General features: G+C 65.3%; 21 protein-coding genes. 14 read left to right on the plus strand and 7 right to left on the minus strand.

Translation table 11 applies throughout. The features are described from left to right. Window position 1: 1 nt before the first annotated feature. The gene (locus tag NX862_RS09440) at window positions 2-1,126 is read right to left on the minus strand and encodes an aminotransferase class V-fold PLP-dependent enzyme (RefSeq protein ID WP_264493655.1); all 1,125 of its coding nucleotides are present in this window, start codon (window positions 1,124-1,126) and stop codon (window positions 2-4) included. Window positions 1,127-1,228: 102 nt separating this feature from the next. Between NX862_RS09440 and NX862_RS09445 the strand changes: the two genes are divergently transcribed. Both NX862_RS09445 and NX862_RS09450 read left to right on the plus strand, forming a co-directional pair. After that, complete coding sequence (locus NX862_RS09445; protein WP_264493656.1) at window positions 1,229-2,566, plus strand: TldD/PmbA family protein; 1,338 nt, start codon at window positions 1,229-1,231, stop codon at window positions 2,564-2,566. Then, window positions 2,553-3,323: a 3'(2'),5'-bisphosphate nucleotidase CysQ gene (locus NX862_RS09450; protein WP_264493657.1), complete on the plus strand. Its 771-nt coding sequence runs from the start codon at window positions 2,553-2,555 to the stop codon at window positions 3,321-3,323. The genes NX862_RS09445 and NX862_RS09450 overlap by 14 nt, the downstream gene beginning before the upstream one ends. 16 nt (window positions 3,324-3,339) lie before the next feature. Here NX862_RS09450 and NX862_RS09455 read toward each other — a convergent pair whose 3' ends face one another. Continuing rightward, on the minus strand, window positions 3,340-4,113 hold the full coding sequence (locus NX862_RS09455) for a hypothetical protein (RefSeq protein WP_264493658.1): 774 nt from the start codon (window positions 4,111-4,113) through the stop codon (window positions 3,340-3,342). Window positions 4,114-4,157: 44 nt separating this feature from the next. Then, window positions 4,158-5,561 carry a DHA2 family efflux MFS transporter permease subunit gene (locus NX862_RS09460; RefSeq protein WP_264493659.1) on the minus strand — a complete coding sequence of 468 codons (1,404 nt, stop codon included), beginning with the start codon at window positions 5,559-5,561 and terminating at the stop codon, window positions 4,158-4,160. Window positions 5,562-5,687: 126 nt separating this feature from the next. On the opposite strand from NX862_RS09460, the gene NX862_RS09465 reads away from it, so the two are divergent. Genes NX862_RS09465 through NX862_RS09475 form a run of 3 tightly spaced genes read left to right on the plus strand, consistent with a single transcriptional unit; the run spans window position 5,688 to window position 8,669 of the window. Then, window positions 5,688-7,136 carry an FAD-dependent oxidoreductase gene (locus NX862_RS09465; RefSeq protein WP_264493660.1) on the plus strand — a complete coding sequence of 483 codons (1,449 nt, stop codon included), beginning with the start codon at window positions 5,688-5,690 and terminating at the stop codon, window positions 7,134-7,136. Next, window positions 7,133-7,435, plus strand: a complete 303-nt coding sequence (locus NX862_RS09470; RefSeq protein ID WP_264493661.1) for a Dabb family protein — start codon at window positions 7,133-7,135, stop codon at window positions 7,433-7,435. The genes NX862_RS09465 and NX862_RS09470 overlap by 4 nt, the downstream gene beginning before the upstream one ends. 28 nt (window positions 7,436-7,463) lie before the next feature. After that, window positions 7,464-8,669, plus strand: a complete 1,206-nt coding sequence (locus NX862_RS09475) for a glycerate kinase type-2 family protein (RefSeq protein WP_264493662.1) — start codon at window positions 7,464-7,466, stop codon at window positions 8,667-8,669. A 127-nt stretch (window positions 8,670-8,796) separates the two neighbouring features. On the opposite strand, the gene NX862_RS09480 is transcribed toward NX862_RS09475, so the two are convergent. After that, a complete protein-coding gene (locus NX862_RS09480; protein WP_264493663.1) occupies window positions 8,797-10,431 on the minus strand; it encodes a Y-family DNA polymerase in 1,635 nt (544 codons plus the stop codon). 188 nt (window positions 10,432-10,619) lie between these two features. Here NX862_RS09480 and NX862_RS09485 point away from each other — a divergent pair, with 188 nt between their 5' ends. The 6 genes from NX862_RS09485 (at window position 10,620) to NX862_RS09510 (ending at window position 14,568) form a co-directional block, all read left to right on the plus strand. Continuing rightward, on the plus strand, window positions 10,620-11,054 hold the full coding sequence (locus NX862_RS09485) for a c-type cytochrome (protein ID WP_264493664.1): 435 nt from the start codon (window positions 10,620-10,622) through the stop codon (window positions 11,052-11,054). A 177-nt stretch (window positions 11,055-11,231) separates the two neighbouring features. After that, on the plus strand, window positions 11,232-12,362 hold the full coding sequence (locus tag NX862_RS09490) for an S-(hydroxymethyl)glutathione dehydrogenase/class III alcohol dehydrogenase (protein WP_264493665.1): 1,131 nt from the start codon (window positions 11,232-11,234) through the stop codon (window positions 12,360-12,362). A 133-nt stretch (window positions 12,363-12,495) separates the two neighbouring features. Beyond that, window positions 12,496-12,900 carry a hypothetical protein gene (locus NX862_RS09495; protein WP_264493666.1) on the plus strand — a complete coding sequence of 135 codons (405 nt, stop codon included), beginning with the start codon at window positions 12,496-12,498 and terminating at the stop codon, window positions 12,898-12,900. 58 nt (window positions 12,901-12,958) lie between these two features. Then, a complete protein-coding gene (gene ybaK / locus NX862_RS09500) occupies window positions 12,959-13,429 on the plus strand; it encodes a Cys-tRNA(Pro) deacylase (RefSeq protein WP_264493667.1) in 471 nt (156 codons plus the stop codon). A gap of 11 nt (window positions 13,430-13,440) precedes the next feature. Continuing rightward, on the plus strand, window positions 13,441-14,178 hold the full coding sequence (locus NX862_RS09505) for an NYN domain-containing protein (RefSeq protein WP_264493668.1): 738 nt from the start codon (window positions 13,441-13,443) through the stop codon (window positions 14,176-14,178). Between the two features lie 111 nt (window positions 14,179-14,289). Continuing rightward, window positions 14,290-14,568, plus strand: a complete 279-nt coding sequence (locus NX862_RS09510; protein ID WP_264493669.1) for a hypothetical protein — start codon at window positions 14,290-14,292, stop codon at window positions 14,566-14,568. A gap of 9 nt (window positions 14,569-14,577) precedes the next feature. Here NX862_RS09510 and NX862_RS09515 read toward each other — a convergent pair whose 3' ends face one another. Both NX862_RS09515 and NX862_RS09520 read right to left on the minus strand, forming a co-directional pair. Beyond that, entirely contained in the window at window positions 14,578-15,279 is a 702-nt protein-coding gene (locus NX862_RS09515) for a winged helix-turn-helix domain-containing protein (protein ID WP_264493670.1), read from the minus strand. Further along, window positions 15,251-15,529: a hypothetical protein gene (locus NX862_RS09520; RefSeq protein WP_264493671.1), complete on the minus strand. Its 279-nt coding sequence runs from the start codon at window positions 15,527-15,529 to the stop codon at window positions 15,251-15,253. The genes NX862_RS09515 and NX862_RS09520 overlap by 29 nt, the downstream gene beginning before the upstream one ends. A gap of 160 nt (window positions 15,530-15,689) precedes the next feature. Here NX862_RS09520 and NX862_RS09525 point away from each other — a divergent pair, with 160 nt between their 5' ends. From NX862_RS09525 to NX862_RS09535, 3 genes are all read left to right on the plus strand, one after another. Further along, entirely contained in the window at window positions 15,690-15,947 is a 258-nt protein-coding gene (locus NX862_RS09525) for a hypothetical protein (protein WP_264493672.1), read from the plus strand. Between the two features lie 30 nt (window positions 15,948-15,977). Further along, window positions 15,978-16,598 (plus strand): ribonuclease HII, encoded by a 621-nt coding sequence (rnhB, locus tag NX862_RS09530; protein WP_264493673.1) that lies wholly within the window; start codon window positions 15,978-15,980, stop codon window positions 16,596-16,598. A gap of 87 nt (window positions 16,599-16,685) precedes the next feature. Continuing rightward, window positions 16,686-17,810, plus strand: a complete 1,125-nt coding sequence (locus tag NX862_RS09535; RefSeq protein ID WP_264493674.1) for a site-specific DNA-methyltransferase — start codon at window positions 16,686-16,688, stop codon at window positions 17,808-17,810. A gap of 156 nt (window positions 17,811-17,966) precedes the next feature. Here NX862_RS09535 and NX862_RS09540 read toward each other — a convergent pair whose 3' ends face one another. Continuing rightward, on the minus strand, window positions 17,967-19,112 hold the full coding sequence (locus NX862_RS09540; protein WP_264493675.1) for an alkane 1-monooxygenase: 1,146 nt from the start codon (window positions 19,110-19,112) through the stop codon (window positions 17,967-17,969). Between the last annotated feature and the right edge of the window lie 64 nt (window positions 19,113-19,176).

Consider the following 19,176-nt stretch of genomic DNA (forward strand, 5'->3'; position numbering starts at 1 on the left):
CTTACCTCAGGATCGTGTGCAGGGCCTTGGCGAGGCGCGCGACGCCCGTGGCGGAGGTCATCACGCCGGGCGACAGGCGCAGGGTCTGGCTGCGGGCGTCCGTCGTGATGCCCTGGGCACGCAAGGAAGCGACCACGCCTTGCGCCGGATGGCTGTCGGGCAGGGCGACCATGACGGACCCGCCGCGCCGCGCCTCGTCCCGGGGGGTCACAAGCGGCAGGTGCAGCGTGTCGGCCAGGTCGATCAATTGCGCCGTCAGGGCGCGGTTGTGCGCCAGGATCGCCGCCTGGTCCTGTTCGGCGTGCCAGTCCAGCGCCGGCAAAGAGGCCAGCGCCGCCATGCAACCCGGCGTGCCATTGTCGAACCGCCGGATATCGGGGGCATAGCTGAAGCGCGAGATATCCCAGTTGAACGGGTTTTCCTGACTGAACCAACCGCGCAGTTCCGGTTGGCAATGGGGGATCAGGCGGGGCGAGAGATACAGAACCCCGGCCCCCGGCGTCCCGCACATCCATTTGAGCGAGGTCGAGACCGCGAAATCCACCTCGGGCGCGTTCACGTCAAAGGGCAAGAGGCCCGCGGCTTGGGTGATATCCACCCCCACAAGCGACCCCATCCGCCGGCCATGCGCCACCATGCGGGGAAGGTCGATCCGCGCCGAAGACGTCGACGACACCCAGGTCAAGAGCGCCAGCCCCACATCCGGGGTCCAGGCGTCCAGGAAGTCTTCTTCCTCGACATGGGCGGCGCCTTGGCGCAGGGCCACGGTCTTCAGCGTGAAGCCGTATTTCTCACCCATGCCCTGCAACAGGAAATGGTTCGACGGAAAGCAATCGGCGGCCACCAGCAGCTTTTTGCCGCGCAGATGGCCCGAGGGCAGGGCGATCAGCAGGGCGTGAAAGGCCTGGGTCACGCTTTCAAAGGTGGTCAGCGAGCCCGGGGCCGCGTTGATGATGGCGCTCCAGCGGTCGATGAAACGCTGCCTTTTGGGCAGGACCTCGGCCCATTGGCCATCATCGGCGGCGCCCCAACAGGTCGCAAACGCGCCCATGGCCGCGGCCAAATCGCGCGACTTGTTCGGATATTGGCCGATGGAATGATACAGGAAATAGGTCTCGCCGGTCATTTGGCACCTCCGGAGGATAGGGTTAGGGGGCTTGGGCGCAAGGTGCAAGCCTTGAGGTCTGCGCGGCCTTGCCCCATATCTAAAGCCGAAAGGGGAATCCCCATGCATGATCTGAATGACCTGACCGCCCGCCTTCTGGCCGAGGCCAAGAAGGCCGGGGCGCAATCGGCTGATGCCATCGCGGTCCATGGCCAAAGCCTGTCCATCGACATCCGCAAGGGGGCCCTGGAACAGGCCGAGCGCGCCGAGGGGATCGAGGTCGGGCTTCGCGTCCTGATCGGCGGGCGGCAGGCCTGTGTTTCGGCCTCGGATGTGTCGGGTGCGACCTTGGCGCGGCTGGCCGAACGTGCGGTCGCCATGGCGCGCGAGGCGCCCGAGGACCCGACCGCGGGTCTTGCCGATCCCGACCAACTGGCGCGCGACTGGGACGCCGCCGCTTTGGAGCTGTCGGACCCGGCCGAGGAACCCTCGGCGGCGGAACTGGAGGCGGGCGCGCGGGCGGTGGAGGCAGCCGCCATGGCGCCGGGCGTGGTGCAGGTCGAGGCCTCGGCCGGGTATTCGCGGCGTGCCATCCATCTGGCGATGTCGAACGGGTTTTCCGGCGGCTATGGGCGGACGTCCCATTCGCTGTCGGCGGTGGCTTTTGTCGGTGAAGGCACCGGGATGGAGCGCGATTGGGCCGCCGAGGGCCGCATCTTTGCCGCCGATATGCCCGGCGCCGAGGAGATCGGTGCAAGGGCTGCCGAACGCGCTTTGTCGCGGCTGGGGGCCAGCAAGCCGCCGACCGGGGCCTTTCCGGTGCTGTTCGATGAACGCGTCGCCTCGTCCTTGATCGGGCACCTGATCAATGCGGTGAATGGGTCGATGATCGTGCGCGGGACATCCTGGCTGCGCGACAAGCTGGGGGCACAGGTCCTGCCGCGCGGCATGTCGGTGATCGAGGACCCGCGGCGCGCGCGCATCCCGGGCTCTCGGCCCTTTGACGGTGAGGGGCTGGCGACCAAGCGGCGGCTGATCGTCGATGACGGGATGCTGACGGGCTGGACGCTGGACCTGGCCACCGGGCGCAAGCTGGGGATGGCATCGACTGGGAACGCCTCACGCGGGACGGGGGCGCCGCCCTCGCCTTCGACGACGAACATAGACCTGACGCCGGGGGCTTTCACGCGAGAAGACCTGTTGGCGCAGATGGGGACGGGGTTGCTTGTGACCTCGCTGATCGGGTCGACGATCAATCCGACGACGGGGGATTATTCCCGTGGCGCCAGTGGGTTCTGGGTGGAAAACGGCCAGATCATCCGTCCGGTCAACGAATGCACCATCGCGGGGAACCTGCATGAGATGCTGGCGGGGCTGATCGCTGCCAATGACGCCAAGGACCATCACGGCACGCGGGTGCCCTCGCTTTTGGTGCAGGGGCTGATGCTTGCCGGGGAGTGACCTGCCCCTGATCCTGGGTGCCGCCGAGGCCGCGGGGCAAATCGCCCTGCGCTTTTGGCGTGCCGCGCCCCAGGTCTGGGAAAAGCCCGACGGCCAAGGTCCTGTGACCGAGGCCGATCTTGCGGTGAACGCGCATCTGGAGCGCATCTTGCGTGCGGCGCGGCCCGACTACGGCTGGCTGTCGGAGGAAAGCACCGACAATGCCGACCGCCTGGGCAAGGATTCGGTCTTTGTGCTGGACCCGATCGACGGGACACGGTCTTTCATCGAAGGGGCCGAGAGCTTTTCGATCTCGCTGGCCGTCGTGACCCATGGCCGTCCGGTGGCGGCCGTGGTGCATCTGCCGGCGACGGGCGTGACCTATGCGGCCCATGCGGGCGGGCCTGCCACCCGGAACGGCGCGGTGATTGCGCCGCGTGTGACGCCTGACCTGCCGCAGGTGCTGACCAACCGGACGGCGCTGGATGCCGAGTTCTGGCCGGGCGGCGTGCCAGTGGTAAAGCGCAACTTCCGCGCCTCGCTGGCATGGCGGTTTTGTCTGGTGGCGGAGGGGGCTTTCGACGGCCTGATCTCGATGCGGCCGGCTTGGGAATGGGATACGGCGGCGGGGGCCTTGATCGCGGAGCGGGCGGGGGCAAGGGTGACAGACCCTTCGGGCGCGCCGCTGGTCTATAACGCAGCGCATCCGATGGCGCCGGGGTTGTTGGTGGCGCCGCCGGGGTTGCATGGGGAATGGATGGCGCGGCGGGCAGGGTGAACCCCGCCGCTTGGGGTCAATCGCGTTGCTTAGGGGTCAGCAGTTTGGCCGGGCGCAGGGCCTCGGCGGCTTTGAACAGGCCGAAGGTCTGGTTGACGTAATTCACCACCCCGCCGATCTGCTCCATGTATTTCGCCAGTTCCGGCGTGCGCTCGGCCTCGACGACCTGAACCGGCCGGTCCGGGCCCTCGGCCTCAAACTGGCAATAGAACAGCGGCTCGCCGCGTTTCAGGACGATGTCCTTTTCCGGCTCGTGCCATTCAAACGCCCACATCAAAGGGCGCGGCCAGGTGTTCAGCGGAAAGCGCCCGCCAAAGATCGTCCCCGGAAGCGGGCTGGGCCGATAATGCGCGAAAGTGCCGATCTGGCTGATATAAACCAGCTCGTCGGCGATAAAGCAGTAGGGCAGCGCCAGTTGCACCGTGGGGCGGTCGGGATAGCGCCACTCGGGCTCTGCCACCAGGGTCAACAGCTCGTTCAGTTTGTTGCCGCGGACCGGGCTGGCCGCGCCCAGACGGTTGATCAGATGCGGCTTGCCCTTGTCGTCGCGCCCAAAGCCGATGTGCAGGTCAAAGGGGCTTTTCACCACGAAATACCGGCTTTCCATCTGCACCACGGCTGGGCAGCGGCTGGCGGATTTCGCATGCGCCTTGTTGGTTTGGCGGAAGATCAACCGTTCGGGCGGGTCATACAGCACCGCCCCCTTGTCCGAGGTCAGGAACCAGCCCACCGTGACGGGACCGGACCGCGGCCCATCCTCGGGTCGGTCGAAGGTGACGGTGATGTCCATCGGGTTCTCCTTTTGCGCGAGATGACCGCCCCCGGCCTGCATTGTCAATTCCGGTCTACCAAGGCCTCTCCGGCGCGGCGGTCAAGGGTCAGGAAAAGCCCCGCCGACGATAGCGCCAAAACCGTTATCAATCCGAAAACGAAGGGGAAATTGCCAAGGTCGGTGGCGGCGGTGCCGTTCCACCAGCCCGCGGCCTCCAGCCCCATGGCGGCCAGCGTGATCCCAAGGCTGCCCGAAAGCTGCTGCAGCACCGAGGTGAAAGAGGTCGCCTGCGACAGCCTCTCTTTCGGGACATCGGCATAGGCGATGGCGTTCAGCGCGGTGAATTGGAGGCTGCGCGACAGGCCACCCATCAGCAGCAGCATCAGGATGACCAGGGTCGGCGTCAGGGGCGTGAACAGCGCGGGCGCCAGGCCCAGGGCGGCCGAGACGACGGCGTTGCCGATCAGCACCCCGCGAAAGCCGAACCGCCGCAGCAGGGGTTGGGCCGCAAACTTCATCGCCATGGCGCCAAGCCCCGAAGCAAAGGTCAGCGCGCCACTGGCAAAGGCCGTCAGGCCAAAGCCGAGCTGGAACATCAGCGGCAACAGAAAGGGCAGGGCGCCCATGCCCACCCGGAACAACGTCCCCGCCGTGACCGAGATGCGAAAGGTGGCCAAGCGCAACAGGCCAAGGTCGATCAGCGGATCGGGCGTGCGGCGGGCATGGGCGATGAAGGCGACCAAAAGCCCAAGGCCGCCGACCAGCAGCCCCGCCACCAAAGCCCCGGGCGCAAGGTTCAGGCCGGCCAAGGTCGCTCCGGTCAGGAAAAACGCCAGCCCCGGCCCGGCCATCAGGAACCCGGTCCAGTCAAAGCGGGTGCGGACCTCTTCGCGGATGTCGGGGATCAGCAGGGTGGCCAGCACCAGGCCCACCACGGACAGGGGAATGTTGATCCAGAAGATCCAGCGCCAGTTCCAATAGGTCGTGATCCAGCCGCCCAGAAGCGGACCGATCACCGGCCCCATCAGCGCGGGCACCGTCAGCCACGCCATCGCGCCCACAAGCCCCGCCTTGGGCACCGACCGCAGCACGATCAGCCGCCCCACCGGCACCATCATGGCGCCTCCGATGCCTTGCAGGGTGCGGGCCAGCACCAGCTCCCACAGGGTCGAGGACAAACCGCAAGCCACCGACCCCAGCGTAAAGACCACGATGGCCGCCCGGAACACATGGCGCGACCCGAACCGATCCGCCGCCCAGCCCGAGGCCGGGATAAAGACCGCCAGCGCCAGCAGATAGGACGTCAGCACCAGCTTCAGATGGATCGGATCGGTCGCAAGGTCCAAGGCCATGGCCGGCAAAGAGGTCGACAGGACAGAGCTGTCGATATTCTCCATCAACAGGGCCACCGCCACGATCAGCGGCACGACCCGTTTCATGGCACTGGGGCGCAGGGCGATTGTCATGGGCGGCAGTTTGGCCGAATGGGGCGCGGGGGCAAGGGGGCGCGTGATTTTCTGAAAGGGAACAGGCGGATACTGCGCAGACAGGGGCGCCGGCTTGCGCTAGCGTGTCGGAAAACGGGGGGGACCATGGACGCGGACGTGATCATCATAGGCTCTGGCATGGGCGGGGCGACTTTGGCGGCGGGGCTGGCGGCAACGGGCAAGCGTGTGCTGGTGCTGGAGCGCGGCGAGCGGCTGCCCGACAGTCCCGAAGCGCGCGACGCCGAGGCGATCTTTGGCCGCAGCCACTTCAAGTCGGACGAACATTGGTATGACCCCGAGGGCCGCAGCTTTCACCCCGGCAACTATTATATGGCCGGGGGGAACACCAAGTTCTACGGCGCGGTGGTGCTGCGCTATCGGGCCGAGGATTTCCGCCCGCTGAAGCATCTGGAGGGCACGACCCCCGGCTGGCCCTTTGGCTATGAAGAGCTGGAGCCGTGGTATGGTCGCGCCGAGGCCTTGTATGAGGTCCGCGGCGCGCTGCATCACGACCCGACCGAGCCGCCCCATTCAACGCCCTATCCCTTCCCGCCGGTGCCGGATGAGCCCTCGGTCTCGGATCTGGCGCGGCGGTTGCGGGCGCAGGGGCTGCGGGTCGGGCCGGTGCCTTTGGCCGTCGATATCGACAAATGGCTGGCCAGGGCGCCGACGACCTGGGACGCTTTCCCCGACACGACCGGGGCCAAGAAAGACGCCGAAGGCGTGCTGAACAAGGCGCTTCAGTCGCCGAATGTGACGCTGCGCACCGGGGCACGGGTGACGCGGCTTCTGGCCGAAAAGGGCCGGGTGACGGGGGTGGAACTGGGGTCGGAGGTCCTGCGGGCGCCCGTGGTCTGCCTGTGCGCCGGGGCGGTGCAATCGGCGGTTCTGCTGATGGAAAGCGGTCTTGCCAACTCCTCTGACCAGGTGGGTCGGAACTTCATGAACCACAATATCTCGGCCGTGATCGCCTATTCGCCGTTGCGCCGGAATACCTCCGTTTATGAAAAGACCATCGGCTTCAACGACTGGTATCTGACGGGCGGGCCGGGGGGCGCGCCTTTGGGGAATGTGCAGATGCTGGGCCGGATCACCGGGCCGATCATGGCGGCCGAAGCGGGTTTGCCGCGGTGGTTTGCCGGGCACTATGCCGATCACTCGATGCATATGATGACCATGTCCGAGGACCTGCCGATGGCCGAAAGCCGCGTCCTGTGGCAGAACGGGCGCATCGTGCTGCAGTGGAAGCGCAGCAACTTCAAGGCGCATCAGATCCTGACCGATCGTTTGAAAACCGTTTTGCGCAAGGCGGGCTGGCCGCTGGTTCTGTCGAAAACCTATGAGAAAAAGCTTCCGTCCCATCAGATGGGCACGGCCCGGATGGGACTGGATGCGCGGACCGCGGTCGTGACGCCTGACCTGAGGGCGCATGACCTGGAGAACCTCTATATCGTCGACGCCTCGGTCCTTCCGACCTCGGCGGCGGTGAACCCGTCCCTGACCATTGCGGCCCTGGCGTTGCGCGCCGCCGCCCATATCGGAGAGCTTTCATGATCCGCCACATCGTCCTGATCCGCTTTCGCGCGGATGTTACCGAAGATACGGTCGGAAACATCCTGCAAGCCCTGACCCCACTTTGCGCCCGACTGGGGGTCAGCTTTGTCGCGGGCCGGTCGGAAAGCCCCGAAAAGATCGAACGCGGCTTCCTGCATGGGTTCACCATCGACTTCCCGTCATGGGAGGCGCTGCAGACCTATGCCGACGACCCCGATCACAAGGCTTTCGGCGGTCAATTGGTCGCCCATGCCGAGGGCGGGATCGAGGGTATCCTGGTTTTCGACCTTCCGTTCTGAAATATGTGATCGAACATTCGGAAACCTGATGGTAGAGCCCGAAACCCTTCTCCGCGCGCTCTTTGCCCGCGCCGTTCAGGTGGCCGACCCGATGGCCTCGCTGGCCGCCCACCTGCCGCCGCGCCCTCCGGGGCGTGTGGTTGTGGTGGGCGCAGGCAAGGCCAGCGCAAGGATGGCCGAGGCGGTCGAGGCCGCCTGGGGCCCCTGCGAAGGCCTGGTCATCACGCGCTATGGCCATCAGCGCCCCTGCCAAGGCGTTGAAATCGTGCAGGCGGCGCATCCGGTGCCCGATGCAGCCGGGGTAAGGGCGACCGCGCGGATGCTGGACCTGGTCTCCAGCCTGACGCCGCAGGATTTCGTCCTGGCGCTGATCTCTGGCGGGGCCTCGGCGCTGCTGTGCGCGCCGGTGAGCATGACCCTGGCCGAGAAACAGGCGATTACCGCGGGGCTTCTGGCCAGCGGGGCGCCCATCGGTCAGATGAACATCGTCCGCAAACACCTGAGCCGCGTGAAGGGCGGCCAACTCGCTGCGGCCTGCAAAGCGCCGATGCTGGCGCTGATGATCTCGGATGTGCCGGGCAATGACATGGCGCTGATCGGATCGGGTCCGACGGTTGGCGATGCGACGACGGCCAAGGACGCCGCCGCGATCCTGACCCGCTGGGGCCTTGCGGTGCCCGAGGCGCTGTCGCGGTCGACCGTCATCCCCCCGGGCGATCCGCGCCTTTCCCGCGTGACGAACCGCATCTACGCCGCCCCCTCGCAATCACTTGCCGCAGCCAAGGCCCTGGCCGAGGCGCAGGGCATCCCCACCCGCATCCTCGGCGACGCGCTGGAGGGCGAGGCCCGCGACGTCGCCCGCCAGATGGCCGCCCTCGTGCGGCGGGAAACGGGCCCGCTCCTCCTCCTCTCCGGCGGAGAGCTGACCGTGACCAAGCGCGGCAACGGCATCGGCGGCCCCAATGCCGAATTCGCCCTGGCCCTGGCGATCCAGGGTCTGAACCTTCACGCCCTCGCCTGTGATACCGACGGCGTGGATGGCGCGGCCGAGGTGGCGGGCGCGGTCATCTCCCCCGTCACGCTGCCCCGCGCCCGCGCGCTTGGCCTGGACCCGCAAGCCTTCCTGGATCGCAACGACGCCCACAGCTTTTTCGCGGCCTTGGGCGATCAGGTGATCACCGGCCCGACCCTGACCAATGTGAACGACTTCCGCGCCATTCTGATCCCGGGGTGAGCGTGACACGGGCAGGAGCCTCCGGCGGGAGATATTTGGGTCAGTATGAAAGTGAGGGCCCTTTGTCCTTTCATACTGACCCAAATATCTCCGGGGGGTCTGGGGGGCTGGCCCCCCATGCGACATGTCAGCGAAAGCCGCCGTGGCAGAACCAGCCGCCCGGGATGTCACTGCCATGGGCGAAATACATCCAGAGCCTTTCGCCAGCGCCGACCTCGACGCGCCAATAATCGCGCGGGCCGGTGCGCCAATCGGGGTCGTCGAACCACCATTCCGGCGCGATGCGTTCGGGGCCGGCGGCCACCCGTGTCGCAAGGTCTCGGCGGCGCCAGCGGAACTGGGCGGGCGGGGTCGGGTCATCGGGAGCCCGGACCGGCTCGGGCGTCCAGAGCAGGATCGGGCGCGGGGCATGGCATTTCGGCCAAGGTTCGGGATGGGGCTCGGACCAGGCGGCGGCCAGGGTCTGGGCGGATTTCTCGGGGATATGGCTGTCGGAGGGATGCAGGCGGGTCACGGCCTCGGTTCCCAGCCTTGCGCCAAGCCGGCCGATCAGGTCGGCCAGCGCATGGGAGGGGGCGTTGCGGTCCTGGGCTGCCACATTGGCGGCCAGCTGTCCGCGGTGCTGAAGGGCGTGCAGGGGTTCGGTCTCCAGCGCCTCCAGTCGCAGGCAGTCGATGCCGAAGCCGGGGTCGATCTTGTCCAGCCGCAGCAGGATCAGTGGGCGGATCGCCTGGGCCTCGTCTGTCGGTCGTGCCAGGCCGATGTCCAGCCTTTCGACGCGGCCATCGGAGCGCCAGGCCTCCAGCCGCAGGCGGCGGGCGCCGCGGGCCTGGGCGCGGAGCTTCTCGCACAAAGGTGGCAGGATGCGGTCCAGGCCTTGGGTGATATCCTCGGTCAATCCGATCGGGTCGGGGAAGGTCAGGCGGGTGGCGAAATGCAAAGGCGCGCGGGCGGGGGCCACGGGTTCAGCCTCCAGCCCCAGGGCCTGATCCAGGCGGCGCAGGCTGTCGGCGCCGAATCTGCGGGCAAAGGCGGCGCGTGGCAGGTCCACCACGTCGCGCACCCGGCGCAGACCCAGGCGGTTGAGGCTTTCGACCACCTGCGGGGGCAATCGCAGCGCGGGCAAGGGCAGGTCGGCCAAGGCCCCGCGCATCTGGCCCGGGGGGGCGATGACGCCTTGCGCCACGGCGACCGCAGCGCCCTCGACCCGGCGTTTCGCCGCACGTGACCTTGTGGCGCGGGCTTCTTGGGCGATGGCGTCGCCGTTGCGATGGGGCCGCGCAAGTTCCCCGGCAAAGCGTGCCAGCGCCCAGGCCGCGCCCCGCGTATCGGCCACCGCCGCCCGCACCGTTAGCCCCAGGTCGGCGCAGTCTTGCTCGGCTTGGGCCAAAAGCGCGGCCTCTCCGCCGAACAGATGCGCGCAGCCGGTCAGGTCGATCACCAGCGCATCGGGCGCCTCTTCGGCGACCCAAGGGCTGAACTTGCCGGCCCAACGCCGCAGATGGGTCAGGAAATCGGCCTCGGCCAGGGGATCGGCCGCCCGCGTCAACAGCCCCGGCACCATGGCCGTCGCATCGCGCAGCGGCTGGCCTTGACGCAGGCCCGCGCCCTCGGCCAGGGCGCAAATCGACACCAGCACCTGCGCGCCGTTCTGATCGCCCACCACCGCAAAGGGCATCGGCAGCGTGGCGCGGCGCTGGCGCAAGACACGTTCAGCGGCCAGACGGGGAAACCAGAGGGAGAGGATTCGGCGGTGGGACATGGGCATATGTTCCCATTTTGTTCGCATCACTCCAAGCCCGAAGCGCCCAAACATGGCGCAATTCCTGTGGAAAACCCGAAATCCTGTGATGACAAACGCGTGAGTGCCCGGCTTTCAGACTAAAGTCCGTATCCACTGTCACGAAGGCCAAGCTACAGTGGTCCATCATTCTTCCAGGGAGCAAGACAATGAAATTTGCAGCCAAACTCATGGTGCTGGGCGCCATCATGGCCGGCGGGATCGCCTTTGCCGAAGGCGCCAACGACCCCGAAGTCAAAGCGCGCCAAGAGCTGATGGACAGCTTCGGTGGCGCCATGAAGACCCTGGGCGACATGGCCGGCGGCAAGGTCGCCTATGACGCCGCCGCTGCCGAAGCCGCCAAGAAGGCGCTGGTCGATGGCGCCGCTGGCATCGAAGCCGCCTTCAAGAACAATGCCACCGACCCGGCCGGCAAGGCCAAGCCGGAAGTTTGGACCGCCTGGGACGATTTCGTCGCCAAGGCTGGCGATCTGGGCACCGCTGCCGGGGCTCTTGATGTCTCCAGCACCGAGACCGTTGGCGCGGGCATGGGGGCCATCGGTGGCGCCTGCAAGGCTTGCCACACGGCCTACAAGGCTTCGTAAGCCGTTCTTAACAAGTGACAGGGCGCCCCGGGGAATTCCTGGGGCGTCTCTTTTTGCCCAAGCGGTGCCTCCGCGCCTTGACACACCTGTCGGGAAATCTGGCGCAAAGCGTCGGGAACGGCGTTGCTTTTCGCGGGCTTCTGCGGGATTTTGGCGCAAATCAATTGGAGGTCTTTCATGCGCACCCGTGCCGCCGTCGCCATCGCCGCCGGTCAACCCTTGCAGGTCATGGAGGTCAACCTTGACGACCCCAAGGAAGGCGAGGTCCTGATCGAGATCAAGGCCACCGGCATTTGCCACACCGACGAATTCACCCTGTCGGGCGCGGACCCGGAGGGGATTTTCCCCTCGATCCTGGGCCATGAGGGCGCGGGCGTGGTGATCAAATGCGGGCCGGGGGTGAAAAGCCTGAAGCCGGGCGACCATGTCATTCCGCTGTATACCCCGGAATGTCGCGAGTGCCCGTCCTGCCTGTCGCGCAAGACCAACCTTTGCACGGCGATCCGGGCGACCCAGGGTCAGGGCCTGATGCCGGACGGGACGACGCGGTTTTCGATGCTGGATGGCACGCCGATCTATCATTACATGGGCTGTTCGACCTTTGCGAACCACACGGTCCTGCCGGAAATCGCCCTGGCCAAGGTGCGTGAGGACGCGCCCTTCGACAAGATCTGCTATATCGGCTGCGGCGTGACCACCGGTGTGGGCGCCGTGCTGAACACTGCCAATGTCGAGCAGGGCGCCAAGGCCGTGGTCTTTGGCCTGGGCGGCATCGGGCTGAACGTCATTCAGGGGCTGAAGCTGGCCGGGGCCGACATGATCATCGGCGTCGACCTGAACGACGACAAGGAAGAATGGGGCCGCAAATTCGGCATGACCCATTTCGTGAACCCGAAGAAGCTTGAGGGTTCAGTGGTGCAAGCCATCGTCGACCTGACCAAGACGCCTTTCGACAAGATCGGCGGGGCGGATTACTCGTTTGACTGCACGGGGAATGTGAAGGTCATGCGCGACGCGCTGGAATGCACCCACCGCGGTTGGGGTCAGTCGATCATCATCGGCGTGGCGCCTGCGGGCGCGGTGATCGAAACGCGGCCCTTCCAGCTGGTCACGGGCCGGGTCTGGAAAGGCACCGCCTTTGGCGGCGCGCGCGGTCGGACCGATGTGCCCAAGATCGTCGATTGGTATATGGACGGCAAGATCGAGATCGACAGCATGATCACCCATATCCTGCCGCTGGAGCGCATCAACGAAGGGTTCGACCTGATGCACGCGGGGAAAAGCATCCGCGCGGTTGTGGTGTTCTGAGGAGGCCGGGGGGCTCATGCCACTTGTTTCTCGAACCAGTCGCGAAACAAATGGCATACCCCCGGACCCCCTACGCCAAAGGGACTCTTTGGAGGCCCCGTGGATTTTTGGGAACAGATGAACAGGAGGCCTCATGGCGGGGTTTGTCGAGGCCTATCGAAAGGCCGGTTACACTCTGGAAAACCGGATGAATTCCTGGTCTGCGGTCAAGGCCGATGACTCAGCGGTCGCATTGACGGTCTGGAAGGATGAGCTGCGTGGCAAGGACGGACAGCTTTACCTTGAACTCCGCGGCCATCCTCTTCTTTCGGATTGGCAGCCGCGACAGGGCAATCTTCGCCGTATCCGGCATGTCCAGCATGGCTTGGACAAATGCGGCGGCATCTTCGACATCATCCTTTGCGAGGCCGTCGATCTGAAGGCCTCGCCGCGCAAGGTCAGGGATGCTTGGCTGTGGAAAGGGATGAAGGGCCGCATCGACGCGGAGACTTTCGATCCCAACGACGGGACCTATTTGCTGACATTTTTCCGCGCGTGACTGTGGTGTGTCGCGTGGCTGATCTTGCTAGAGCGCAAGTTGGGGTAAGGAGGCGGGGTTGGCGTCAACCCAAGGTCTGAACATGCTGCAAACGGCGGGCGTGGCTTTCACGCTGCATCCCTACGACTACGACCCCAAGGCCGAGGCGGTGGGGTTGCAGGCGGCCGCCGCCCTCGGGATCGACCCCGGCCTGATGCTGAAAACCCTGATGGTCGAGGTCGATGGCAAGCCCTGCTGCTGTGTTATCCCCAGTGACCGGCAGTTATCCATGAAGAAGGTGGCAGCCGCCTTCAAGGGCAAGGCGGCCGAGATGATGGCCGTCCCCAAGGCCGAGAAACTGACGGGCTACAAGGTCGGCGGCATCTCTCCTTTTGGGCAAAAGCGGCCTGTTCCGACGGCTTTCGAGGTTTCGGCTTGCCAAGCGCCCCGGGTGTGGATCAATGCGGGTCAAAGGGGGCTTTTGCTGGGCATCGTGCCAGCCGATGCCCTGGGCGCGACCGGCGCCACGGCTTCGGCCCTCATCGCCTGAAGGAGAGACCCATGGCCGACCGCGCCCCCCGCCTTGCCCTGCTGATCGACGCCGACAACATCCCGGCGCGGCATATTGGCGCGATCCTCGAAGAGGTCGCGGCTTACGGCGAACCCACGGTGCGCCGCGTCTATGGCGATTGGTCCAGTCAGGCGCTGGGTCAGTGGAAGGAAAAGGCCCGCGATCTGGGCCTTGTGATGCATCAGCAATCGGCCAATACCAAGGGCAAGAATGCCTCCGACATCGGCCTGGTCATCGACGCCATGGACATCTTGCACCAGGGCAAGGTGGATGGGTTCGTGCTGGTGTCCTCGGACAGCGACTTTACCCGGCTGGCCAGTCGCATCCGCGAGGATGGGTTGCAGGTCATCGGCGTGGGGGAATCCAAGACACCGGATTCCTTGCGCAAAGTCTGCAACCGCTTCCTTTTGATCGAAAATTTCGAGGCCAACCAGCCCGCGGCCGACAAGGGCGAGGTCAAGGGCGAGGCCGCCCCCCGCACGGAGCGTCCCGAGAAACGCCCGGCGCTGGAGGCGCAGCCGCTGATCCTGGAGGCGATGCAAAAGATCGACCCGGATGGCGATTGGTATTCGCTGGGGGTGATCGGCAATTTCCTGAACCGGCTTTACCCCGACTTCGACCCGCGCAGCTTTGGCGCGCCCAAGCTGTCCGATCTTGTGCGGCGCCTGCCCCGGTTCGAGGTCGACACCCGCACGCCGGGCCATCTTTTCCTGCGCGACCGGTCTTGATTCTTGACGGGAAATAATCCGTGACCCCGGGGCTGGCCCGTGCCAAAAGTAAACATGGCCCTTGCTTGTCCAGATTTTGAAAAGCTATGCGAATTCGCGCTCGGGTTTCTGATGACGGGGCGCGGAGATGCGCGCCAACTTGCCGCCACTTTGGTGCAGGGCCATCCTGATCTTCCGGTGCTGGAGGTCGTCTTGGTCCTGTCGACCGCGGCTTCGGGGCTGGAAAGCAACTTTTCGAACCCCGATGCGCAGCACCAGGCGGTTGAGGCCTGGCGGATGGCGGCGCTTTTGGCGGTGGATGTGCATCTGGCGGGCGGGCCGGGGATGCGCTCACGCGAGATATTGGGGTTCTGGCAGGAAGAGGACGACTTCTTCTTGCGCGCGGGCTAGGGCGGCCGGTCACACCATCCGGATCACATCCTTACCCACTGACAGCGTATAGCCGCGCCGCGCCACGGTTTTCACCAGCAATTCCGCCACCAGTTGATTGCCCAAGGCATCGCGCAGCCGCTTGATCCGCGTGGCGCCCGCCGCCTCTTCGCAATCGGATTCGTGGCGGCCCGAGATCACCGCCTCGATCTGCGCGCCGGTCAGGACCTCGTCGTCAAGGCGCGCTTCGGCCAGGACGGCCAGGGTCTCTAGCGCCGCCTCGGTCAGTTGGTATTCGTGGTCGTTGATCGTGACCGCCCGGGCCTCGCGGTTGACGACCATCCGCGCCACCTGAATCCCCGACTTCTGGATCGCCGAAATCCGCCGGTTCAGCGTGACGATCGTGGCCAGAAACACCACCGAGGCCACCAGAAGCCCCGCCGAAAACGCCATCAGCACAAAGATTACAAAGCGGTAGGTCCGCAAGACTTCGGCAAACGTCGTGCCGGATTGGGCAAGGATCTCCAGCAGCTTGATTTCGCCGCCCGAGGTCAGGTCATTTTCGACGAACAGGCGCTCCACGCTTCGGTTAAAGGCCGTCGCATCGGGCAGGCCAAGGTAAAGCAGAACCGCCATGGCCAGAAGCACCGCCACAACGGCGGCAATGCCCACTGCCACGACCCGCTGACCGGCCTTCAGGCTGTCAGAAACGGAGGAAGAATTCACCGGCACGCGATTGCCTTTCGCCCAAGCCCTCGGGCCCGAAGGTGGACAGGATTTGCAGAAGAGTCCAGCCTTGGGCGTCCAACCGCCCCGCAAGCTCGGCGCCCGCCGCGCCGGTGTCGCCACAGGCCCCATCGCTGACCTGCGACACGCCATAGGCCAGCCGCAAGGGGTTGTCCTGCTTGGCCTTGAAGTCTGCGTAACATTCGGCCTGCACGGGCGTGGCCAGCATCAGTGCCAAAAAGATGATTCTGCTCATGTGCGTTCTCCGCTTCTTGGGCGAAAGATTGCGCAGCGGGCGGCTGTTATACAATAGCAAAGGGTTTTGCCTCCATCCTGCCACAATTCGGCCCCTGCTTGGCCCGGTGACGCGGGTTCAATCGGGTCATGGTCGAGATTCGGGCCAGGATGGTGCTGTGATGACGGATGTGTCTTTCAAAGAAACCGCGGTCGGCCATTGGCGGTCCGATATGGCCGACAACCTCATGGGCTTTGCCCAGGCCGCGCTGGACATGACCGCGCTGGTGCTGGTGGCGGCGCTGATCCTGGTGGGGCAGCCCGATACGGCGCCGGTTGCTGCGGTGCCGGTGGTTCCGGGGCCGATGGCCACCGCGGTGTGCCACGCCGATTGCATCGAGACCCTGCCGCTGAAGACGGGCACGCTGTCGGGCTCTTGACGAGGCCGTCGGCGGGCTCTTAATCGTCCGATGGAAAACCCTGATTTCTCATTCGAAACCGAGGCCCGGGCGAGCGGCTTCCTGCGTGTGGCGGGCGTGGATGAGGTGGGTCGCGGCCCCCTGGCTGGCCCGGTGACGGCCGCCGCGGTCATCCTGGACCCTATGCGCATCCCCGAGGGTCTGCGCGACAGCAAGACGATCTCCAAGGCCGCCCTGCCGCGCATCGCCGCGCAGATTCATGCGCTGGCCGAGGTGCGGATCGCCCATGCCAGCGTCGAGGAAATCGACCAGCTGAACATCCTGCAAGCAGCCCTTCTGGCCATGCGCCGCGCGGTCGATGCTCTGGGTGCCGACCATGTTCTGGTCGATGGCAAATTCGTCCCCAAGGGGCTTTCGGGCCTGGCCCTGGTCAAGGGCGACGCGCGGTCGCTGTCGATCGCCGCGGCCTCGATTGTTGCCAAAGTCGAACGTGATCGGATCATGGTGGATTTGGCGCAACAATACCCGGGATATGGCTGGGAGAAGAACGCAGGTTACCCCTCTCCGGCCCACAAACGGGCGCTTCTAGATTTGGGGGTCACCCCGTTTCATAGGCGTTCCTTCGCCCCCGTCCACAAGATGTTGTATCAAGAACATTCTGCAAGTGATTGATTTAAATAACATTTGACGATGATTCGCCCTTTCGGCAGAATCCTGCTCACAAGATCCGGGAAAAACCGGTCACGAATTGAGGGCGAGATGGCTGTAAAGATGAAACCGGCAGAGGCGCAAGCTCTGCCCCTGAATACGATTGTCGCGGGCGACTGCATCGAGGTGATGCGCGGCCTGCCGGCGGCCTCTGTCGATCTGATTTTTGCCGATCCGCCGTATAATCTTCAACTTAAGGGCGATCTGCACCGGCCGGACAATTCCCGCGTCGATGCGGTGGATGACCATTGGGACCAGTTTTCAAGCTTTGCGGCCTATGACACGTTTACCCGCGACTGGCTGGCCGCCGCGCGCCGTATCCTGAAGCCGAATGGCGCGATTTGGGTGATCGGGTCCTATCACAACGTCTTCCGCCTGGGAGCCGAGCTGCAGAACCAGGGCTTCTGGATCTTGAACGACGTGGTCTGGCGCAAGTCGAACCCGATGCCCAACTTCCGCGGCAAACGCCTGACCAATGCCCATGAAACCCTGATCTGGGCGGGCAAAGAGGAATCCTCCAAATACACCTTCAACTACGAAGCCTTGAAGGCAATGAATGACGGCGTGCAGATGCGGTCCGACTGGATGATCCCGCTTTGCACTGGTCACGAGCGGTTGAAGGATGAAAACGGCGACAAGGCCCATCCGACGCAAAAGCCCGAGGCTTTGCTCCATCGGATCATCCTCGCCACGACCAATGCCGGGGATGTGGTGCTGGACCCGTTCTTTGGCACCGGCACGACGGGCGCGGTGGCCAAGATGCTGGGCCGCGACTTCATCGGGATCGAGCGCGAAGAGGCCTATCGCAAGGTCGCCCAGGACCGTATCGACCGCACCCGCCGCCTGGACCCCTCCGCGCTGGAGGTCACGGGATCGAAGCGGTCAGAACCTCGCGTCCCCTTCGGCAATGTCGTCGAACGCGGCATGCTGCGGGCGGGCGAAGAGCTTTACTCGCTGGGCTCGCGCCACGTGGCCCGCGTGCGTCCCGATGGCACGCTGGTGGGCAATGACGTCAAGGGCTCGATCCACCAGGTCGGCGCCCATCTGGAGGGAGCGCCGTCCTGCAACGGCTGGACCTATTGGCACTTCAAGCGGGACGGACGGCTGATCCCGATCGACATCCTGCGCCAACAGATCCGCGCCGAGATCGAGGCCGACGAGCGCCCCGCGCATTGACCGGAGCGGCGGGGTGAACCCCGCCCTACGCGACCCCCAGCCTATGGGACCCCATGCCTGCTGCGCGGCCCGTCTGCGCGGCTGACTTCCCCGCCTTGGACAACAGGGCGGGGCTTTTCGGCTTTCATACTGACCCAAATACTCTCTTGGCTTGCCTCAGGGCGCGCCCTTGGGGCTGGGCGTGCGCCCCTCGTTATACTCCGTCCAATCCACCACATCGGGATAGAACTGCCGGCGCCACTCCCGCACGCGGCGGTTCATCACCGACCGCCACTTGCGCGGAAACAAGGCCATGACCCCCATGATCGGATAGCCATAGGGCAGCTGCGGCGCATCCTCGGGCCCATAGGTCTGCAGCAGGGGAAAGCGCCGATCCGGTTTGTAATGGTGATCCGAATGGCGCTGCAGGTTGATCAGCAACCAGTTCGAGGCCCGGTGATTGGCGTTCCAGCTGTGCTGCGGCAAGACATGTTCATAGCGCCCCTCGCCCAGATGCCGCCGCGTCAGGCCATAGTGTTCGATGTAATTGGTGATCTCCAGCTGCCAGATCGCCACCAGCGCCTGAAACACGAACAACCCCAGCCCCGCCCAGCCGCCGACCCACAGCGCAATCATCAGCATCCCGACTTGCAGCGCCCCATAAAGCCAAAAGGGATTGGCCGCCGACGTCATCGACTTGCCCTTGCGGCGCAGCATCGAGGCCTCGGCGCGCCAGGCCGAAATCGGGCTTTGCCGCAGCACCCGGGCAAAGAAGGCATGGAACCCCTCGCCATAGCGCGCCGTCACCGTATCGCGCGGCGTGCCGACATACAGGTGATGCACCCGCAGATGTTCCGACCGGAAGTGCGAATACAGCACCGTGGCCAGCAAAAGATCGGCCAACCACCGCTCCAGCCGGTTGGATTGGTGCATCAGCTCATGCGCATAGACGATGCCGATCGTGCCCGACATGATGCCTTGGCCCGCGAAAAGCGCCAGCTTCTCGGGCCAGGACAGGGCCGATTGCGGCACATACCACAGCATCACCAGCAGGATGGTGAACTGCACCGGGAACCAGATCAGGGTGACAAGGGTATACCAGAACAGCCCCTCTTCCGGGGTTTGCAGGTCGGCATTGTCGGGGTTCTCGCCAAAGACCAGGTCCAGAAAGCTGTAAAGCCCCCAGGTGTAAAGCGGCATCAGCCCCACGGCCCAACCGCCATGCGCCATGCCGAACAGCGCCACCGGCAAGGTGCCCAGCGACAGCCAGAACGGCGCCACCTGCTTCAGGCTGGCCATTTGCTCTGCAGAGATCACGGACATCTGGGCCCCCTTTTATCCATAGCTTAGCCGCGCTTGGCCCGGCTTCAAGCGCCCTTGATGCGCA

Source organism: Stagnihabitans lacustris, from assembly GCF_025950525.1.
GTDB lineage: Bacteria > Pseudomonadota > Alphaproteobacteria > Rhodobacterales > Rhodobacteraceae > Stagnihabitans.

What these genes read in the sequence shown, in the direction of transcription:
- NX862_RS09440 (WP_264493655.1), bottom strand. Translation starts at nt 1,126, where the DNA reads ATGACCGGCGAGACCTATTTCCTGTATCATTCCATCGGCCAATATCCG.
- NX862_RS09445 (WP_264493656.1), top strand. Translation starts at nt 1,229, where the DNA reads ATGCATGATCTGAATGACCTGACCGCCCGCCTTCTGGCCGAGGCCAAG.
- NX862_RS09455 (WP_264493658.1), bottom strand. Translation starts at nt 4,113, where the DNA reads ATGGACATCACCGTCACCTTCGACCGACCCGAGGATGGGCCGCGGTCC.
- NX862_RS09460 (WP_264493659.1), bottom strand. Translation starts at nt 5,561, where the DNA reads ATGACAATCGCCCTGCGCCCCAGTGCCATGAAACGGGTCGTGCCGCTG.
- NX862_RS09465 (WP_264493660.1), top strand. Translation starts at nt 5,688, where the DNA reads ATGGACGCGGACGTGATCATCATAGGCTCTGGCATGGGCGGGGCGACT.
- NX862_RS09470 (WP_264493661.1), top strand. Translation starts at nt 7,133, where the DNA reads ATGATCCGCCACATCGTCCTGATCCGCTTTCGCGCGGATGTTACCGAA.
- NX862_RS09475 (WP_264493662.1), top strand. Translation starts at nt 7,464, where the DNA reads ATGGTAGAGCCCGAAACCCTTCTCCGCGCGCTCTTTGCCCGCGCCGTT.
- NX862_RS09480 (WP_264493663.1), bottom strand. Translation starts at nt 10,431, where the DNA reads ATGTCCCACCGCCGAATCCTCTCCCTCTGGTTTCCCCGTCTGGCCGCT.
- NX862_RS09485 (WP_264493664.1), top strand. Translation starts at nt 10,620, where the DNA reads ATGAAATTTGCAGCCAAACTCATGGTGCTGGGCGCCATCATGGCCGGC.
- NX862_RS09490 (WP_264493665.1), top strand. Translation starts at nt 11,232, where the DNA reads ATGCGCACCCGTGCCGCCGTCGCCATCGCCGCCGGTCAACCCTTGCAG.
- NX862_RS09495 (WP_264493666.1), top strand. Translation starts at nt 12,496, where the DNA reads ATGGCGGGGTTTGTCGAGGCCTATCGAAAGGCCGGTTACACTCTGGAA.
- NX862_RS09505 (WP_264493668.1), top strand. Translation starts at nt 13,441, where the DNA reads ATGGCCGACCGCGCCCCCCGCCTTGCCCTGCTGATCGACGCCGACAAC.
- NX862_RS09510 (WP_264493669.1), top strand. Translation starts at nt 14,290, where the DNA reads ATGACGGGGCGCGGAGATGCGCGCCAACTTGCCGCCACTTTGGTGCAG.
- NX862_RS09520 (WP_264493671.1), bottom strand. Translation starts at nt 15,529, where the DNA reads ATGAGCAGAATCATCTTTTTGGCACTGATGCTGGCCACGCCCGTGCAG.
- NX862_RS09525 (WP_264493672.1), top strand. Translation starts at nt 15,690, where the DNA reads ATGACGGATGTGTCTTTCAAAGAAACCGCGGTCGGCCATTGGCGGTCC.
- rnhB (WP_264493673.1), top strand. Translation starts at nt 15,978, where the DNA reads ATGGAAAACCCTGATTTCTCATTCGAAACCGAGGCCCGGGCGAGCGGC.
- NX862_RS09535 (WP_264493674.1), top strand. Translation starts at nt 16,686, where the DNA reads ATGGCTGTAAAGATGAAACCGGCAGAGGCGCAAGCTCTGCCCCTGAAT.
- NX862_RS09540 (WP_264493675.1), bottom strand. Translation starts at nt 19,112, where the DNA reads ATGTCCGTGATCTCTGCAGAGCAAATGGCCAGCCTGAAGCAGGTGGCG.